At 66.4% G+C, this 16,654-nt stretch carries 16 protein-coding genes and 1 pseudogene; 8 read left to right on the forward strand and 9 right to left on the reverse strand.

The features are described 5' to 3' along the window. Nucleotides 1-8: 8 nt before the first annotated feature. The 4 genes from M8859_RS35220 to M8859_RS35235 form a co-directional block, all read right to left on the reverse strand. Nucleotides 9-707, reverse strand: a complete 699-nt coding sequence (locus tag M8859_RS35220; protein ID WP_159930484.1) for an NUDIX hydrolase — start codon at nucleotides 705-707, stop codon at nucleotides 9-11. 186 nt (nucleotides 708-893) lie between these two features. Then, complete coding sequence (locus M8859_RS35225) at nucleotides 894-1,697, reverse strand: aminoglycoside adenylyltransferase domain-containing protein (RefSeq protein ID WP_249645555.1); 804 nt, start codon at nucleotides 1,695-1,697, stop codon at nucleotides 894-896. 163 nt (nucleotides 1,698-1,860) lie between these two features. Beyond that, the gene (locus M8859_RS35230; protein WP_195071481.1) at nucleotides 1,861-3,141 is read right to left on the reverse strand and encodes a PucR family transcriptional regulator; all 1,281 of its coding nucleotides are present in this window, start codon (nucleotides 3,139-3,141) and stop codon (nucleotides 1,861-1,863) included. 374 nt (nucleotides 3,142-3,515) lie between these two features. Continuing rightward, complete coding sequence (locus tag M8859_RS35235; RefSeq protein WP_195071480.1) at nucleotides 3,516-3,683, reverse strand: hypothetical protein; 168 nt, start codon at nucleotides 3,681-3,683, stop codon at nucleotides 3,516-3,518. Between the two features lie 420 nt (nucleotides 3,684-4,103). Between M8859_RS35235 and M8859_RS35240 the strand changes: the two genes are divergently transcribed. Next, nucleotides 4,104-4,919: an SDR family oxidoreductase gene (locus M8859_RS35240; RefSeq protein ID WP_159930465.1), complete on the forward strand. Its 816-nt coding sequence runs from the start codon at nucleotides 4,104-4,106 to the stop codon at nucleotides 4,917-4,919. Nucleotides 4,920-5,115: 196 nt separating this feature from the next. Here the strand turns inward: M8859_RS35240 and M8859_RS35245 are convergent, their stop codons facing one another. Continuing rightward, nucleotides 5,116-6,111 carry an alpha/beta hydrolase gene (locus tag M8859_RS35245; protein ID WP_195071504.1) on the reverse strand — a complete coding sequence of 332 codons (996 nt, stop codon included), beginning with the start codon at nucleotides 6,109-6,111 and terminating at the stop codon, nucleotides 5,116-5,118. A gap of 526 nt (nucleotides 6,112-6,637) precedes the next feature. On the opposite strand from M8859_RS35245, the gene M8859_RS35250 reads away from it, so the two are divergent. Beyond that, nucleotides 6,638-6,898, forward strand: coding sequence for a hypothetical protein (locus M8859_RS35250; protein WP_236565767.1), 261 nt, complete (start codon nucleotides 6,638-6,640; stop codon nucleotides 6,896-6,898). Further along, complete coding sequence (locus tag M8859_RS35255; protein ID WP_236565768.1) at nucleotides 6,895-7,323, forward strand: substrate-binding domain-containing protein; 429 nt, start codon at nucleotides 6,895-6,897, stop codon at nucleotides 7,321-7,323. Before M8859_RS35250 ends, M8859_RS35255 begins: the two co-directional genes overlap by 4 nt. 70 nt (nucleotides 7,324-7,393) lie before the next feature. On the opposite strand, the gene M8859_RS35260 is transcribed toward M8859_RS35255, so the two are convergent. Beyond that, nucleotides 7,394-7,642, reverse strand: a complete 249-nt coding sequence (locus M8859_RS35260; protein ID WP_159930466.1) for an SCO4226 family nickel-binding protein — start codon at nucleotides 7,640-7,642, stop codon at nucleotides 7,394-7,396. A 285-nt stretch (nucleotides 7,643-7,927) separates the two neighbouring features. Next, nucleotides 7,928-8,005, reverse strand: a pseudogene (locus tag M8859_RS37855) (hypothetical protein); the annotation flags it as partial. A gap of 664 nt (nucleotides 8,006-8,669) precedes the next feature. Between M8859_RS37855 and M8859_RS35270 the strand changes: the two are divergent. Continuing rightward, a complete protein-coding gene (locus M8859_RS35270; RefSeq protein WP_195071479.1) occupies nucleotides 8,670-9,053 on the forward strand; it encodes a hypothetical protein in 384 nt (127 codons plus the stop codon). Nucleotides 9,054-9,086: 33 nt separating this feature from the next. Here M8859_RS35270 and M8859_RS35275 read toward each other — a convergent pair whose 3' ends face one another. After that, nucleotides 9,087-9,389: a hypothetical protein gene (locus tag M8859_RS35275; protein ID WP_159930469.1), complete on the reverse strand. Its 303-nt coding sequence runs from the start codon at nucleotides 9,387-9,389 to the stop codon at nucleotides 9,087-9,089. Between the two features lie 840 nt (nucleotides 9,390-10,229). Here M8859_RS35275 and M8859_RS35280 point away from each other — a divergent pair. Both M8859_RS35280 and M8859_RS35285 read left to right on the forward strand, forming a co-directional pair. Continuing rightward, nucleotides 10,230-10,538: a hypothetical protein gene (locus M8859_RS35280; protein ID WP_159930470.1), complete on the forward strand. Its 309-nt coding sequence runs from the start codon at nucleotides 10,230-10,232 to the stop codon at nucleotides 10,536-10,538. 87 nt (nucleotides 10,539-10,625) lie between these two features. Further along, nucleotides 10,626-11,861: a glycosyltransferase gene (locus tag M8859_RS35285; RefSeq protein ID WP_195071477.1), complete on the forward strand. Its 1,236-nt coding sequence runs from the start codon at nucleotides 10,626-10,628 to the stop codon at nucleotides 11,859-11,861. 524 nt (nucleotides 11,862-12,385) lie between these two features. Here the strand turns inward: M8859_RS35285 and M8859_RS35290 are convergent. Then, nucleotides 12,386-13,324, reverse strand: a complete 939-nt coding sequence (locus M8859_RS35290; RefSeq protein ID WP_195071476.1) for a DMT family transporter — start codon at nucleotides 13,322-13,324, stop codon at nucleotides 12,386-12,388. Here M8859_RS35290 and M8859_RS35295 point away from each other — a divergent pair. Together M8859_RS35295 and M8859_RS35300 are read left to right on the forward strand one after the other, a co-directional pair. Continuing rightward, on the forward strand, nucleotides 13,323-14,732 hold the full coding sequence (locus tag M8859_RS35295; protein ID WP_195071475.1) for an aminotransferase-like domain-containing protein: 1,410 nt from the start codon (nucleotides 13,323-13,325) through the stop codon (nucleotides 14,730-14,732). The genes M8859_RS35290 and M8859_RS35295 overlap by 2 nt on opposite strands. A 338-nt stretch (nucleotides 14,733-15,070) precedes the next feature. After that, the gene (locus M8859_RS35300) at nucleotides 15,071-16,321 is read left to right on the forward strand and encodes an MFS transporter (RefSeq protein ID WP_249645556.1); all 1,251 of its coding nucleotides are present in this window, start codon (nucleotides 15,071-15,073) and stop codon (nucleotides 16,319-16,321) included. The last annotated feature ends 333 nt before the right edge of the window (nucleotides 16,322-16,654 follow it).

Below are 16,654 nucleotides of genomic sequence, written 5' to 3' on the forward strand. Positions count from 1 at the left end.
GACCGTGCCTAGCGGTGAGTCCAATCGGGCTGGGTGAAGTGAGCCACCCTGGCCGCCGCAGAGTCTGTGCCGAGCAGGACGACTTCGCGGAACTGCCAGAGCATCGCGCCGGTGGGTGCGTGGATGGTCATCTTCGGGCCGAGCCGCATCTGCAGGAGGCCCGCCGCACCGGCCGGCGCGGCGTCATCGCGCAGTTCCGCTTGCCGCACCGCGTCTTCGGCCCGAACCCAGCGCGGGGTGTCCTCGGCGGCGAGCCGGGCCAGGTCGACCAGGTGGACCGAGTAGACCTCGTCCGGATTGGGCCGCAGCTGCGTGGCGTCGGCCAGCGCCAGGACCAGAGGAGTGATCGTGAATCCGGACGCGGCGGGGAAGTCGTCGAGCGCGCCGAGCAAGTCATCCGGACGCGCGCACAAGCCCAGTTCTTCGTGCAGTTCCCGTAAGGCGGCTTGTTCGACGGTCTCGCCTTCGTCCAGCCGTCCGCCGGGCAGCCCCCACTGCCCGGCGTTGCGGCCTCGATAGGCCCGCTTGATGACGATCACCGACAGCGACTCATCGGGCTCCTCGACCACGCACAGAACGACCGCCGCGCGACGTATACCGGGCGCATCCGGGACCTCGATACGCGGGAACCCGGCCAGGCGAGAGTGCGCGAGCACGCGGAATTCATCGATACTCCTGGGCAGAGGCGCACTCGGGGTCGGGTCCATGGCTTCGATCTTGCCCGAGCGCTGTGAACGGCACACGCGATGAATTCAATATTTTGATGCGCATATCTATGTAAGCGCATTTTTTACATCCGTGGCTGAGACTGCGCCCGGCGAGCCGGGTATTTCTCAGCTGCGGTCGGAGGCTTCGACGAGAAGCTGTCGCCGTCGCACGTACCTACCCGTCGATCACCGATCGCCGCCCGTGTCGCGGGCTTCACCGACGCACTCCCCCACCCACGCCAGGAAGTCGCGAACATTATTGCCAGGCAGCGGGAACGCTTCCGAGCGTGGACGCTGGAAGCTGAGCAGAGCCGATTCGATGAGGAACCGGAATTCCGGCTCGGATATCGAGATCATCTGCGCCGCTCGACGTTTGGGTATCCAGCGACCCGTGCGGCAGAATGCCACCGACCGGCAGCCGTTCAGCACCTGATTGTCGGCGAGGTGCCCCTCTCCCCCAGCATGCTCCCGGACGGAGGCCAGGATCGCCGCGAGCAGGTCGCGCCGCGAGGGTGCCGCGATCACCTGGCGCACCGGGGGCCCGTACAGCACACGCCCCGCCTGGCAGGCGATGGAACGATCGATGACATACCAGAAGGCCGATGATTCCGTCGGATCGAAACTCACGCGGTCCGGCAGCATCGGGCCGGTATTGAGGTCCATGAGATAACCGGCCTCGCCGGACGGAACGGCGACGAAGTCCGCATCGTAGACCACCAGCTCCAGCCCGGCCGCCGGGCAGGACAGCGCGGGGTGAGCGAGTGACTCGGCCAGTTCACCCAGAGCCCGCGCGGGGAGTAACGGGGCGGCGACGATCACCACATCGACGTCGCTGCGTCCGTGTCGATAGTCGTCGAGGGCGACCGACCCCACCGCGATGACGCTGACCAGGTGACGGCCACAGACGGTGTGAGCGCGTCGCACGAGATCTTCCAGGTAGGAACGCAACTCGATCGGCAAGGATCGCATATCCATCCAGGCGTGGGTCATGCGGCCAGTATCCGACACGTCGGCCATGCGGCCGATTACACGCTTGCTTCCCACAGCTCGACAGCGACATTCGCCTGAAGCCGGCGAACCGGGCCCCGAGTAGGTATGGAAGTGGCGTTCACTCCAGCGCCGACGCGCACGATCCCGCCGCGAGGCCCGCGTATCACACTGCGTAGGAAGGAGTCCCACCTGCGCCCCGGGCCACGGCAGCTGTGGCGGCCGCGCTCGGTCCGCGATGCGCCCGGATCAGCAGCGCCGCCCTCAGATAGCACAGGCCGGTGACGTCGCTCGTGCCGAATCCGGTGATCTGCTCGATCCGTTTCAACCGGTAATCCACCGTATTCGTGTGCACATACAGTCTGCGAGCGGTCCGTGAGCGCTGCATGTTCGTCGCCAAATGCACTTCGAGCGTTTGCAGCAGCTCCGGGTGCTCTTCGAGGGAATCGAGAACAGCACTCAGGTAGTCGCGGGCCGGGCCGGGCCGGGTCAACTGGTACTCGAATGCCAATTCGTGCGGGCGATACAGTTTGCTTTCGCCACCGAGCCGGTGCACGATATCGACGAGTTCATGAACTTGCTCGGCGGCGCGCGGGATCTCCGCGGGCGCCGCTGCCATGACAACCGCTTTGACCGGCACCTGAGCTGCGGCGGACAAATGAACGATCAACTGGTCCAGATCTGGGTCGGCGAATTCCGAGAAGGGTAACAGCAGCGTACCGCCGTCGACGCTCAACAAAGACAACACTTTACCGCCGCACCGGTTGGCCAATTCCGCCTGAACCCGCCGCAACTTGCGGCGGGCGACCACTTTCGCGTCGAGCGAGGAATCGAGTTCCTCGGGATGTGGTGGCAGTTCCAATGCCATAACGTGATAGCGGTCGGCTACCTCGATGCCGCACTCCCGGGCCATGGTCGAGGGGTTCTGTCCGCCCAGTAGCGCCGAGGTCAATGTGTGGACGGCGGTGTGATGCTCGCTGACCGCCGAACGTAGTTCACGAACGTAGGCCACCGATACCGCTGAGGTGATCATGCCCAGGGCATCCATCAGACGTCGGGCGATCCCGGCGACCGTGGCGTAGTCATGGGTGGTGGCATCGGCCAGCAGGAGGTCGAAGCCGAGTTTGAAGCCTTCGTGGACAGCGTGATGGATGGTGTCGATAGGGATGCCCTCCCGTGCCCAGTCGCCGGCGGCATCGCGCACTCGCTCGGTCCGCCCCGGAAGGTCCCGACCATCGAGCATGCTCTTCGTCAATTCCAAGCACACCCGGGTGACGGTGGTGATATCGCCATCGAGAGCTTCGCCGGGCAACGTCGCGCACGGCACGACGTTCTCGATGAAATGGCCCACCATCTGGCGGGAGATGGTCCGCACATCCTTCAGCGGAGTCGAAACCGGCTGACCCGAGGAGGTCAGAAACGGCTCAGCAGAGGTAGCGACAGACATTGTGACTCCTTACCACCCAAAGGCCACTGGGCAGGGACATACGCTACCTCGACCGCCGATCTCGCCGTTCGACCTTCGCTTGTGAGAAAGAGGAACGGATTTCGGCATGGTCTAGGGATTCCGACAACGAACGCCGGACGGGATTCGGGTAGTCGGCCGAGCAGCTGTCCCAACTCAGCGCCGCTGACACTGCGTGCACCCGGATCCTTTTGCGTCCAAACAGCTGTGAGCCGTCGACCTGACATGTGATCTTGCGCCGGAGGACCACATCGCCGACGACCAGGGCACGGATGGGTTGCCGACGATCGACCTGCCGCGCGGCGGTGACGATTCCGAACGGCCTCGCCACCGCCGTGTACAACTGGGCAGGCCGCTTACAGGCAGAAGCTGATCTCGACCGGGCCGACCGGGATGCCAGTGCACACTTCCACCGAGCCCGACACGGGTGTGGCCGTGGTGGCAGCCGCGGAGGTGGTGCCGAGGGCGACGGCGGACAGCGCGAACGCGGCGACGGTGAGCGGACGAATAATTCTGCGGTTCATACGTATTCCTCGGTTGTGCATTTTGACGCGTCCCGGGTTCGAGACGAGTCGATCAGATCACGGACCGTGGGCTCCAGCTCACTGTTCACGCCGATTTGGAGGCTTTCGGATGATTGTTTGTCACCTTGTCGTGGATATTCACAAAAATATCGACTTGAATAAGAACAGTTATTCTGTCGATTGATTGCGTCTTCCGTTTCGGCATTCGATACCAGTGCGTACTGTGTCGCCCTGCCGACGAGACATTCTCGGTGACAAGACATCGAGCGGGATCGAACAGCCGTTATCGGATCGGACGCACCATCCAGCGGCGCACGGTGAAGACCGGCGGCGACGCAAGATCATCCGGCCTTGGCCGGCACCATGATCTGGAATCAACTGGCAGGATGGGTTGTTCAACATCACGCCGGAGGGGGACAGATGACCATCTTGGTAACCGGAGCCACCGCGAACATCGGCCGCAAGGTCGTAGACCACCTACTCGCCCAGGGAGTCACCGAGATTCGCGCGCTGACCAGCAATCCGCGGAAGGCAGCGCTGCCCGCCGGAGTCGAGGTGGCCGAGGGCCACCTGCGTCGACCGGACACGCTGCCCGCGGCGTTCGCGGAAGTGGAGCGGATGTACCTGGCGCCGACACCGGACAGTGTCACCGAGGTGCTCGCGCTGGCCCGCGCGGCCGGTGTGCGGCATATCGTCGATCTGTCCGGCGAACCGGAGAGTTGGTGGGGCAGCGTCTGCACGGCTGTCGAGGACAGTGGCTTGGCCTGGACCCACTTGTGGCCCGGCGATTTCATGGAGAACACCCTGGTCTGGTCACACCAGATCCGTGCGTCCGGCGCCGTCCGGGATCCGCGGCCCGAAGCCGCGAGCGCGCCGATCGCCATGGACGACATCGCCGCCGTCGCCGCCACCGCCCTGCTCAGCGACAGCCATCTCGGCCGGGCCTTCCCGTTGGCGGGGCCGGAGATCCTCACGCGCACCGACCTGGTCCGGCACCTCGCCGACGCACTCGGCCGCGACATCGTCGTGCACCGGTCCTCGCGCGAGGACACCGTCACCGCGCTGACCCCCACTATGGGCGACACCGCGACCTGGTATGTCGACAACGTTCTGTGCGGTTTCGACCCGGACCCCGCGACCCTGCCCGTCACCAGCGTCCAAGACATCACCGGCCGATCCGCGACGACCTTCGCCCGGTGGGCCACCGCCAACGCCGCGCGCTTCGCCGCCGACTGAAACTTCGGCCGGTCAGCGGGAGTGCCGAGACCGGTTCATCGGCGAGGTCAGGAAGTCGCTGGGGGTGGCGGCGCAGGCCGGCGTCAGCCTCAGCGGACCGTGGAGGTACAGCCCACGGTCAGGACAAACGGGGCCTGCGTTGTTCAGCTGGTCCGACTCTTTCCGTCATGACGAGAACTCGCTCGTCACCGAACGCTCAATACGACAACCCGAGGCCGTCGGCCAAGACCGGCCACGAATTCTTCAGAGCCCCTTGCCAATATCCCCACGAGTGGGTCCCGGTGGGCTGGAAGTCGTAGGTGGCGGGGATCCCGAGAGTGTTGAGCCGCTCGCGCATGTTGTGGGTGCACCAGTTCACCGCAGCCTCGATCAACCCGCCCAACACCAGCTGGTTCAGATAGCCACGCGGCCCTGGCTGGGCATACTCGCCGTTGTACGTGTCGAACATGCCCGGGACGCCGGTTCCGGTCGACAGGAACAGGCGGATGCCGCGGAGTTGGTCGGCGTGCAGGTACGGGTCGTTGGCGGCCCACATCGGATCCTCGGGTGGGCCGTACATGTTCTCGGTGTCGCCGCCGCCCCAGCTCTCGACGGCGAGTTTCACGAACTCACGGCCGATCGGGTCACTGACCTGCGCACACCCGCTGTAGGCCGCGACCGCCTGATACAGGCCCGGTTTGGCGATCGGCAGTTGCAGCACCGAGGTGCCAGAGGTGGACAGACCCGCGATCGCGTTCACCCCCGTGGTGGCGAACTCCGCATCGATCAGCGGCGGCAGCTCCTCGGTGAGGAACGTCTTCCACTTGTACACACCGAGTTTCGGATCAGGTGCCCGCCAGTCGGTGTAGTAACTCCAGCGCCCACCGACCGGCTGCACGACATTGACGTCCTTGTCGGCGAGGAAGCGCAGCACGTCGGTGTTCTTCTGCCAGGTGGCGCTGTCCTGCCCGCCACCGCCACCGTTCAGCAGATACAGCGTCGGCCGTGGCACCGAACGGTCGGCCGGGCGCAGCACCTTCACCATGATGTCCTGGCCCATCGCCGCGGAATGCACCCGCAGCTGGACGGTCCGGTCGTCCTCCGCCCAGGACCCGGTGATCGACGGCGCGTCGGCACTCGCGATCGGTGACGCCGCGACCGTGCCCGTCAGCACGGCGAATACTGCCGCCAGGACGACGAGCACGTACAACATCGAACGGCAGGCCATTCCGATTCCCGCGCGTACTCCTGCCGAATCGGCAACAGGCGTGGCGGCACGTCCGGCGTCGACGTCGGAACTTCGTTTCATCGCTTGCTTTCCTCCAACCGTCGCGTTCGCCTGCCGGCCACTGATGCAACTGCTTGACGACTCACACGTTCCGCCAACGCTAAAGCCGGAGAAGGCGGGGCACTTTCTCGGTCCGACGGGTCTGGATACCTCACGAATCGGCGCTGATCCCCTGAGGGCGCGACACAAGCAGACCCGCCGACCTCGCCACCGTCACGACTCCAGCCGGCGACCCGCACACCCTGACCTTCCAGGCCGACTGTCACAACACCGACAGCGAGTTCGCGACCGTCGCGGCACTCGCCGCCCTTCCCGAGCCAGGACCCAACGGCCAGACGGCGCCCGACACAAGCGCCCCCGACATCCCATGATCTGACCGAACCCGGCCAACCCACTCGGGAGGCCGCCTCGAGGCCGCCCGGACTCGCGATCCCGGGTCCGACGTGGCCTCGTGCTGTCGCTGCAATTCGAAACCGAAGACGGCGCCGATACCGTCGACGCGATCGAAAACCTGAATCCGATGGCGGTTGCCAGCGTCTTACCGCTCGAAGGAGCGGCGCTGGACGCGGTGGCCGCCGCCGGAATCGCCCAAATCCATCGGGGCAGTGCAATTGGGTGTTTTGGACGAACTGAACCTGACCGTAGGCGAAATGGGGCCGACCGGCTGACCGCCAACGCCACCAACGTTTGGCCTTCGCACGATCCCCGATGAAGAAGCTGCACATGATCGGCGACTACTGGCCGGCCGGCTTACACACCGCGGCGCGACGCCGAGGCGTGCCTCCGATCCCGCTCGACACGCTCGCCTCCGACGGACACGCCGCCGACATCATCACCGGTTGGGCCCGCGACGGCGTGACCGCCGTATGCACCCAAAACGACGAGACCGCGTTCAGCGTCCTGCACGGCGTGCGCGAGGCCGGCTTGCACTGCCCCCAGGACATGGCGGCCATCGGCGTCGACGCCATCCCCCTCGGCGCAGTGAGCACCCCACCCCTGACCTCCATCGGCTTCGACGCCGGAACAATCATCGAGCTGTCGGTCTCGGCGATGATGGCCGAACTCGGCTTCGCCCCGCCCCCAGCGCACACCCTCGGCACCTCGATCGCTTACCTCATCGACCGCGCCTCCGCCTGACAAGGAAGCCGGGGCCCTATGCGGAGTGATGCCCTCTCCGGGCCATCGCGCGGAGAGGCGGCCGGTGCGGTCAAACCTGGACCGGCACCTGGTAAATGTTGTCGGCGGGATGTCCCGCGCGCTCGTGAATCCTCTGCACCGCTCCGGCATCGGGTGCCTCGGACAGGCAGAAAACCATCCCCGACTCGGGGTCCGCCCAGGCGTGCTTGAAGTTCACTTGCTCGTCGTCCTGGATCGCGAGGTCGGCGTTGTGGGCTTCAGTGAGGGCTTCGGGAGTAACTCCCTTCATCGTCGTGTGCACATCCATGAACTCAGGCATGACACGTCCCCTTTCTCTGAGACTTCCCACTATCCTCCCTTGTCCGCCGCGCCGCCATGGCGGATCAGATTCGGGACGGTTCAGAATCCGCAGTACATGACGTGCACGCCGACCCGGCCGAGCGCGGGATGGTGAAGCGCTCCGGGCACGGTACCCAGATCTCCAAGCCCAACCGCTGGTAGACATCAACAGCCCTGCGATTGGGATCGGCCACCGCGTTGAATTGCATAGCGGCGAAGCCTTTTCCTTCGCCCACTCCATCACATGCCGGCACAAAGCTGTACCAATGCCCTGACCGCGCGCCGTGGCGTCGACCATGAAGCTTGCGGTCGATATGTGCGCGCGCGCCCGGCCGATTGGCATACGCGTTCGCGGTGCCGGCCACCCGGCCCCCGGTCACGGCGACGACGGTCATCGCGGGCGGCCCATCACCCAGATGTCGCGCGCCTGCTCCTCGGTCATCGCCAGGTCGTAGGTAAACGTCTCGCCGGAGCGCACGATGTCGCGGACGATCGGCCGGACCTGCGACCAGTCGGCTGACGTCTACTCACGAATCTGCTTGACCCACAAGCTATCCCGGGAAGCGGTGAGATCCCACCCATCAATCCCCACCACCGAGCGGGTGTGCGGTGAGCCTGGAGCGCACCGCCGCTACCGCGAGAACAGCCCGCTGCGATCAAGCAGAAGGCCCGGCAGCTCAGGCCCGGGCGGGCAGCAGTTCGGCGATCAGATTCCCGACGCGGGATTCGATCTCGTCGCGGATCGCGGCCGGGATGCTATTGAAAATAGGGTCCAGCAATGGTTGGCTCGTAGTCGAGTCTCGCCGGGGTGGGCCTGGGCACCGACGTGCTGCTCGACGCTCTGACACCCGCACCGATCCTGGTGGCGGAGCCTTCACCGCACCTGCGGGCAGTGCTGCGGGCGCGGCTGCACGACCGCCCCGACGGCGACCGAGTCACCCTGCGTTCCGTGCGCAGCCACCGAACTCGTTCTGCCGGACCGGATCGCCGCCGCCGTGGGGATGCACATGATCGGCCACCTCGATCCGGCCCGGCGGCGAGGCTTGTTCGTCGCGCTGCTCCCGCGACTGGCGCCGGGCGCGCCGGTAGTGTTCAACGTCCAGCCGCCGGCCGCCGCGACCGAGCCGGTACAGGTCGACCCCTACATCGTGCGCGCCGCCGGTCGGTCTGGACTACGAAGGCCGCGGGCATGCCCAGCCGGTTGCCGCGGACCGGTTGCGCTGGACGATGACATACGCACCATGCTCGACGGCGCCGAGATCGCCCGCGCGACCACGGAATACGACTGGTGGACGCCGTCGGCCTCCGAGCTCGCCGACGAACTCCATCAATCCGGGGCCGACATCGTCACCATTGATGACGATCTCGTCATCGCCCACGCCCCCGCCTGAAAGACACTCGCCGCAAGGTTCGCCTCCGATGGGTCAGTGTTCGTCGTAGTGGCCTTCATGAGCGGCGTGACGGCAGCCATCGTGAACGTAATCGATGTGATCACCGTGCGGCACCGCCACATGTCCGCAGCCCGCGCCGTGGGTATGGTCGTGGCCGGCGTGGGTGGCGTGACCGGTGGCAGGCTCGCACTCGTCGAAGTGCCCCTCGTGGGCGCGATGAAGGTGCCCGTCGTGCACATAGTCGACGTGATCTGCGTGCGGGACCGCCACATGCCCACACCCCTCACCGTGAACGTGGTCGTGGCCGGTGTGTTCCTGATGCAGCGCAGCGGTCATGCGATCCTCCTCGATTCCGGCGTGCCCACTTTCGGGCAGCACATATTGTCGAATTCGCATATCTTATCGTGTTCAGGTGCTGATTGTTAGCCGAGCGAATGGGCAGCAGGGAAGGGCGGCACAGGGTACCGCCGATAGCGAACATGCATTCGACCATGGGGGTTCTCGGCGGTGGTCGGTAACGTCATGGTCAGGGGAATTCAAAGCGGAACTCAGCGGACAGTTTCACGGCGACACCAGTGACGCTGAACAGGGGCGCAGGGCACCGACATGGGCCGTAGCCGGCTCAGTGACATTGGATCGCGTTCACGAAGGAGCCGCACATGGACACCGTGACCACCCACCGCCCTACCCGGGACACCGTGTGACCAGCTCGGATACCGGCGCCCACAGCCACGCGGCAGCACTGGCGGGGCTCGCCGAGACCTGTACGCGTGATGGTACGGAAAAGCGAACGTGACTGTCCTCCAGCGTCTGCTGACCCCGCCCGCTGCTGGGTATGGCCGCTCCATGCGGGTCCAGTGGCGGTTGTCCGCACGGTCATGAAAGCCTTCGATCTCCGATCGGGTGTAGATCCGTTCGTGGGGATCGGTAGGGATCCCGGCACATTCGGCGGCTTCATGAACCTCGAGGCGCCCAGCAACACGGTCTTCGCGTCCCCGAGGGCATCGAGATCCCGCCCACGGCCAGTCCCCATGCCTGGGATTTCGATGTCGAGTACCGCTGCGGCACAGTACTTCTACCACTCGAGTGGCGGCGGAGTAGGACAACAGACTGGCTGGCCAGGGCGAAGCGATGACTTTCGTGTCGGCGTGAGTAGTGAAGGGATGAGTAGGAGGGATGAGCGACCGCGACGAACTTCGACGGCGTTACCTAGCCGCCCGCGAGAGATGGCAGACACCGCGCCAGACCTCGGAGGAAAAGTCCGCACGGGAGAAAGCTCTCAAACGGCGTAACGACCTCGCCAAGCTAGAGGCGGCAGCGATGAAGGAGGCTGAACAGCGGGCACATGACGAGATGGCCGCCGGGTCGATCGCTGGCACCATCGTTGGAGGGCTGTTACTCGGTGTCGTGCCCAGTGCGGCGCTCATGCAAAGGAGAAGTACCGAAGGCGAGAAGACAACACTTCCCGCCACTTTCAACATATAGCGGACGGGGGGGCTTGCGGCAAGACCCGGGTCGCAGCGCAGAATCACCGGCCGAGAGCCAGAACCTGCGGAGATGGGGAGTTGCGAAGTGCGTGTGTTGTTGACGACGTGGGGGTCACGCGGGGATGTCGAACCGCTGGCGGCGCTCGCGGAGGCGTTGCGGGAACTGGGCGCCGAGGCGCGGGTGTGCGCGCCGCCCGACGAGGAGTTCGCGAAGCTGCTCGAGCGTGTCGGCGTGCCGCTGGTGCCGCTCGGCCCGACGGTGCACTCGGTCGTCGCCAACCCGAAGCCACCGACGGCGCGAGACGCGTTCGCGCTCGCTCCCGCGCTGGTCGCCGCGCGGTTCGACACGCTCACCGCGGTGGCCGAGGGATGTGACGCGCTGTTGGCGACCGGCCTGATGCCGGCCGGCGCACGAGACGTGGCCGAGAAGCTGGGCATGCACTACGTGTTCGCGTGCTTTCACCTGCTCGGGCTGCCGTCGCGACATCTCCCTCCGGGGAGACGGCCGGGCACACCGTCCCCGCCGGATGAGACCGACAACCGGGTGCTGTGGCAGCAGGACGCCCAGCGGGTGAACGCCTTGTACGGCGAGGCGCTCAACAGCCATCGGGCGGCGATCGGCCTGCCGCCGGTGGACAACGTCCGCGACCACGTCTTGACCGGCAGGCCGTGGCTGGCGGCGGACGCGACGCTGTGTCCGTCGCAGGGCATGACGGACCTCGACGTCGTACAGACCGGGGCGTGGATCCTGCCCGACGACCGCCCGCTCCCGAACGGCACGGAGGCGTTCCTGGACGCCGGCGCGCCACCGGTATATGTGGGCTTCGGCAGCATGGCCGCACACGCACCGAAGGACATCGCCCGGGTGGCCATCGAGGCGGTCCGCGCGCAGGGCCGCCGAGTGCTCCTCGCCCGCGGCTGGGCGGAGCTGGCCCCGATCGACGACGTGGACGACTGCTTCGTCGTCGGCGAGATCAACCAGCAGGCACTGTTCGGTAGGGTGGCCGCGGTCGTGCACCACGGCGGCGCGGGCACCACCACCACGGCAGCCCGAGCCGGCGCGCCCCAGGTGATCGTGCCCCAGATCGCCGACCAACCGTACTGGGCCACACGAGTGGCCGAGCTGGGCATCGGTGTGGCACACGAGGGCTCGACGCCGACCGTCGACTCCCTGTCCGCCGCGCTCGCCACGGCCCTGGCCCCCGAGACCCGAACACGAGCCAGGACCGTGGCCGGTGCGATCCGGGCCGACGGGGCGACGGTGGCCGCGAAACTGCTCCTCGAGGCAGCGAGCCGGACGAAGCCACCCGTAACCGTGTGAGCCCGGTCGGTGTCGGACTCGGGGCGTGACGGCGGAACGAGCGGACTGCGAGCTGCCGCTTGATGAATGCACGGCAGCTCTGCCGCGGGTCCGATTCCGGGCCGATCAGTCATGTGGCAATGATCGCCGGAAGGATATCGGCGGTCACAACGCGTTGTATGTCGCGGCCACGAGGTCGTAGGCGCGGCGGTCGCCGGACAGCCAGTCGCGGCGCAGGTTCGGAACGAAACGCGATCGCCGCCCCTCCGGCGTTCCGGCCGCCGGCGAAGCTTGCCTCGAACACATCGCGCACCGGCAGGAAGGCGGGATCCACCTCGCCGTCCGCGCATTTACTCACTAAAACTACATGTTCTAGTTTGTGGGTCCAGTTCAGCCAATCGACACGGTTCAGCCGGTAGCGCGATGGCTCACCGCCGACGAAGCTACGGTCAGCTCACCCACGGTGATCGAATCAGCCGCACCGGCCGTGTCTGATCAACCGGATCTCGTGCCGTCGTCACGCAGCAGCGCGGTGTCCACTTCGGTCACTCCTTCGGGGTGGTGTCGACACCGCCGAGCCGATTTCGAACCGCACCGCCCGCGCAGGCGATGACCACGAGTCCGCCCACGAACGTGAGCCAGCCGATGCGTTCCCCGAGCAGCAGGGCCGCCCAGCAGAGGCTCATGATGGGCTGCACGAGCTGGACCTGACTGACCCGGGACATCGGACCGATGGCGAGCCCTCGGTACCAGGCGAAGAAGCCGAGGTACATGCTGACGGCCGAAAGGTAGGCGAAACAAGCCCATTCGACAGCCGACCCCGACGGTGCCTGACGCCCGAACGCGACGACGGTCAGTGTGAGCATCAGCGGCGAGGAGAGAATCAGGGCCCACGACACGGTCTGCCAGGACCCGATTTCGCGCGCGAGTAGGGCACCTTCGGAATACCCCACCGCGGCCGCCAGCACAGCACCGAAGAGAAGCAGGTCGGCCCAGTGGACCCGGCCGATGCCCCCGCTCTGCAGCAGAGCGAACACGACAGTGGCGATCGCGCCCGCGAGTGAGAAGAGCCAGAACGCGCGTGTCGGCTGCTCGCCGGTACGCAGCACCGCCGTCACCGCAGTGGCGGCGGGCAGCAGGGCGACGACGATGGCACCGTGACTCGCTGGTGTCACGCTGAGGGCGTACGACGTGAGAAGCGGGAAGCCGACGACGACCCCAGCCGCGACGACAGCGAGACGCAGCCACTGCCTGCTCCCCGGAACCGTCTGCCGCGTGGCCGCCAGGGTCGCTCCCGCCAGCACAGCCGCGACCACCGCGCGACCGGATCCGATGAACAGGGGCGAGAGTCCGCCCACTGCGACACGGGTGAGTGGCATCGTCAACGAGAAGGCCGCGACACCCACGAGTCCCCAGGTCAATCCGGTCGGCCTAGGCGATAGCGGAGTTGTGGATTTGACAGTAGCGCTACTCTGAACCGACATGTCCAACGATAGCAGTAGCCGCTTGGCTGACGGTATTCGCGCCTGGATGGCGACGGCTGCCCCGGGTGCGCGACTACCGTCCACACGACAGTTGGTGACCGACTACGCAGCCAGTCCGGTCACAGTGCAGAAGGCCATCCGGTCACTCGCCGCGGAAGGCCTCATCGAGTGCCGCCCGGGCGTCGGCAACTTCGTCCGGGTTCCGCGTTCCACCCGTCCGCAGGACTACGGCTGGCAGACAGCCGCATTGGGCTCCCCGCGCAGCACCCTGCCGAGCGTGGCAGGCGCCCTGCGCACCGCTGCGCCCGATGCCCAGGAACTCCACTCCGGCTATCCCGAGGCCGACCTGCTGCCAGGGCGGCTGGTCCGCGCGGCCCTCATCCGCGCGGCGAGAGGCGCTTCGGCGACGTCACGCACGGCCCCTGCCGGGCTGCACGATCTCCGGACGTGGTTCGCGGCCGAGTTGGCCGGCCTGACGCCCGCCGGTCTCGCCGTGCCCACGGCCAACGATGTCGTCATCGTCCCGGGAAGCCAGAGCGGGCTCACGTCGATATTCCGTGCACTGGTCGCGCCGGGACAACCGCTGTTGATCGAGTCCCCGACGTACTGGGGCGCGATCCTCGCCGCGCACCAGGCGGGTGCGCGCCTGGTCCCCGTGCCGAGCGACGCCGATGGGCCCGACCCGGACGAACTCGACCGGTTCTTCCGCGAGACTCGGGCGAGAGCCTTGTACGTCCAACCGAACTACGCGAACCCTACCGGGGCTCAGTGGTCGCCGGACCGCGCCGAGGCTGTGCTGGACCTGGTCCGTGCGCACGGTGCGTTCCTCGTCGAGGACGACTGGGCACACGACTTCGGGATCGACACAGAGCCGAGGCCGGTCGCTGCCCACGACACCGCCGGCCATGTCGTCTACCTCCGTTCGCTGACCAAGAGCATGTCACCCGCTATCCGGATCGGCGCGCTCGTCGCCCGTGGGCCCGTCCGCGATCGACTGCTCGCCGACCGATCCGCGGAGTCCATGTACGTGAGCGGGCTTCTGCAACAAGCGGCTCTCGAGGTCGTCACCGATCCCGGCTGGAAGACTCACCTGCGCAGGCTTCGTGTCCAACTCCGGGAACGCAGGGACCTGCTCGTCGCCAGTCTGCGCGAGCACGCCCCCCGGCTCCATGTCGACCACGTTCCCGAGGGGGGACTCCACCTCTGGGCACGGCTGCCCGACGGCACGAACACCGACCGACTCGTGCGCGATTGCGAGACCCGAGGGGTGTACGTCGCATCCGGTCACGAGTGGTTCCCGGCTGAGCCTTCGGGCCCTTTCCTGCGCTTGAACTTCACCGGCCCCAACCCGAATGGCTTCCCGGCAGCAGCCCGGACCATCAGCGCGGCACTCGCCTCCCAATGGTGAAGGAAATCCACCATCTGGCCTATCGCTCCGTGAGAGCCGCCGACTGCGCGTGGCCGAACGATGCCGAGGGCGGCGGTGATCGGTAGGAGAAGTCCGAGCCTGCCGCTGGGCTGATGCTCCTTCAGGTCCACTTGACCAATGCGTCCCGGATTCGGCAACAGTGTTTGTGGGTTTCGGGCGCCATCTCCGATGCTCGTATCGGAGGTGATCGCAATGAACGCAAGCATGTATGAACCGAATACGTCTCTGCCAGATGATCTTTGGCACGCGATCGTTGTCGGAAGAGATCTGTCCGCTGGTGCCATCCCGGACCGGCTCGATGTCGGAGGTGCCCGCTGATGGTTACCGTCATTTCGGAGTCGCCGCGGGGCGGTCGTCTCGAACGATTGCCCGCCGGGGTCTATCTGCTGGCTTTCAGCCTGTTCGCGATGGGTAGCGCTGAGTTCCTGATGGCTGGGGTCCTGCCCGCGGTCGCCACCGACCTCGAAGTCGCGCTCTCCTCGGCCGGAATGCTCATCACCGCGTTCGCATCGGGTGTCGTCGTCGGCGGGCCGCTTTTCGCCGTGATCAGCCTGCGCTGGCCGCGACGCACCGCCTTGGTGGTCACTCAGGTGGTCTTCGCTGTCAGCGTTGTCGTCGGTTTGCTGGGCAACTTCCCGGTGATGTTGCTGTCCAGGCTTGTTTCCGGCCTGGCCTATGCCGGCTTCTTCGCTGTGGCGTCGGTGACCGCGATCAGCTTGGTGACCACCGACCGCAATGCCCGCGCATCCGGCGTCGTGGTCAGCGGTCTCACCATCGCCATGATCGCCGGGGGCCCCGCGGGTACTCTGCTCAGTCACTTCACCGACTGGCGTGGCGGATTCTGGGCTGTCGCGGTGCTGACCCTCGTCGGAGCCATCACCTGCGTGCTCGGTCTCCCCGCCGGCAAGTCGGGCGCCGACCCGGCGACGGGAACCAGCCTGTCGCGGGAGATCGCCACGATGCGGGAACCCTCCCTGTGGGGGTTATACGGGATCACCATCCTCACTACCGCGGCATACATGATCTCGTTCAACTACCTTGCCGCCATACTCGCCGACATCACCGGCGTCCCGGAGGTCTGGATTCCGGCGATCCTCGCGCTCTTCGGAGCAGGCGCCTTCATCGGGCTTTCCATCGGCGGCCGGATCTCCGATCAGCGCCCGCACTTCGCGCTGATCATGGGGGTGGTCGGCGTAGTCACACTGTCTGTGGTCAGTGTCATCGCGGTCGAGCGGATCTGGGCAATGGTGGCCGCGGTGTTCCTGACCGGTATCGCGGCGTTCGTGCTCAATCCCGCGATATACGGTCGCGTCTTCACGATCGCAGCCGATGCGCCCACGATCGCGGGTGCCACAACGGTGTCAGCCTTCCAATTGGGCATCAGCATCACCCCCGTGCTGGCGGCGGCGACACTCACCCGCGGTGCCGCTCTCACGTCGGTGTACTGGTTCGGAGCCGTACTCGCCACCCTCGCCGTCCCGCTCATCCTCCTCGACCGAACGCGGCAGGCCCGAGCCACGCCGACGCGCGAGGGTGACTCGCAGACCACGCAGCGTCCGGCGTCCTGATCAGTCCACGCCATCGCCGGCTGGAACGTGGTCAGCGGCGGACCAAACGCTTGACCTGGTCGTTTGTGTAGGAGCTCGCTGAGAGGCAGCGGACCGGCTGCCCCTCAGTCGATCTTCATCGAGCGGATTGGAGACAGTCCGTTCTGACCCAGCCACGCTGTCAGCTCCGTCGCTGTATACCCCGGCTTGCGCTTCGCCTGGCCATTGTGGCCTGTCCCCGGTGAATGAGACCGCCTGGAACTAGAGTTCCGTTGGCCCTGGTGAGGGGCTGGAAGGGACACTGAGAACCATGGCTGGACGTAAGCGGCATTCCGCCGAAGAGATCGTGCGGAA

This window comes from Nocardia sputi, from assembly GCF_023501985.1.

What these genes read in the sequence shown, in the direction of transcription:
- M8859_RS35220 (WP_159930484.1), bottom strand. Translation starts at nt 707, where the DNA reads ATGGACCCGACCCCGAGTGCGCCTCTGCCCAGGAGTATCGATGAATTC.
- M8859_RS35225 (WP_249645555.1), bottom strand. Translation starts at nt 1,697, where the DNA reads ATGACCCACGCCTGGATGGATATGCGATCCTTGCCGATCGAGTTGCGT.
- M8859_RS35230 (WP_195071481.1), bottom strand. Translation starts at nt 3,141, where the DNA reads ATGTCTGTCGCTACCTCTGCTGAGCCGTTTCTGACCTCCTCGGGTCAG.
- M8859_RS35235 (WP_195071480.1), bottom strand. Translation starts at nt 3,683, where the DNA reads ATGAACCGCAGAATTATTCGTCCGCTCACCGTCGCCGCGTTCGCGCTG.
- M8859_RS35240 (WP_159930465.1), top strand. Translation starts at nt 4,104, where the DNA reads ATGACCATCTTGGTAACCGGAGCCACCGCGAACATCGGCCGCAAGGTC.
- M8859_RS35245 (WP_195071504.1), bottom strand. Translation starts at nt 6,111, where the DNA reads ATGTTGTACGTGCTCGTCGTCCTGGCGGCAGTATTCGCCGTGCTGACG.
- M8859_RS35255 (WP_236565768.1), top strand. Translation starts at nt 6,895, where the DNA reads ATGAAGAAGCTGCACATGATCGGCGACTACTGGCCGGCCGGCTTACAC.
- M8859_RS35260 (WP_159930466.1), bottom strand. Translation starts at nt 7,642, where the DNA reads ATGCCTGAGTTCATGGATGTGCACACGACGATGAAGGGAGTTACTCCC.
- M8859_RS35270 (WP_195071479.1), top strand. Translation starts at nt 8,670, where the DNA reads ATGATCGGCCACCTCGATCCGGCCCGGCGGCGAGGCTTGTTCGTCGCG.
- M8859_RS35275 (WP_159930469.1), bottom strand. Translation starts at nt 9,389, where the DNA reads ATGACCGCTGCGCTGCATCAGGAACACACCGGCCACGACCACGTTCAC.
- M8859_RS35280 (WP_159930470.1), top strand. Translation starts at nt 10,230, where the DNA reads ATGAGCGACCGCGACGAACTTCGACGGCGTTACCTAGCCGCCCGCGAG.
- M8859_RS35295 (WP_195071475.1), top strand. Translation starts at nt 13,323, where the DNA reads ATGTCCAACGATAGCAGTAGCCGCTTGGCTGACGGTATTCGCGCCTGG.
- M8859_RS35290 (WP_195071476.1), bottom strand. Translation starts at nt 13,324, where the DNA reads ATGTCGGTTCAGAGTAGCGCTACTGTCAAATCCACAACTCCGCTATCG.
- M8859_RS35300 (WP_249645556.1), top strand. Translation starts at nt 15,071, where the DNA reads ATGGTTACCGTCATTTCGGAGTCGCCGCGGGGCGGTCGTCTCGAACGA.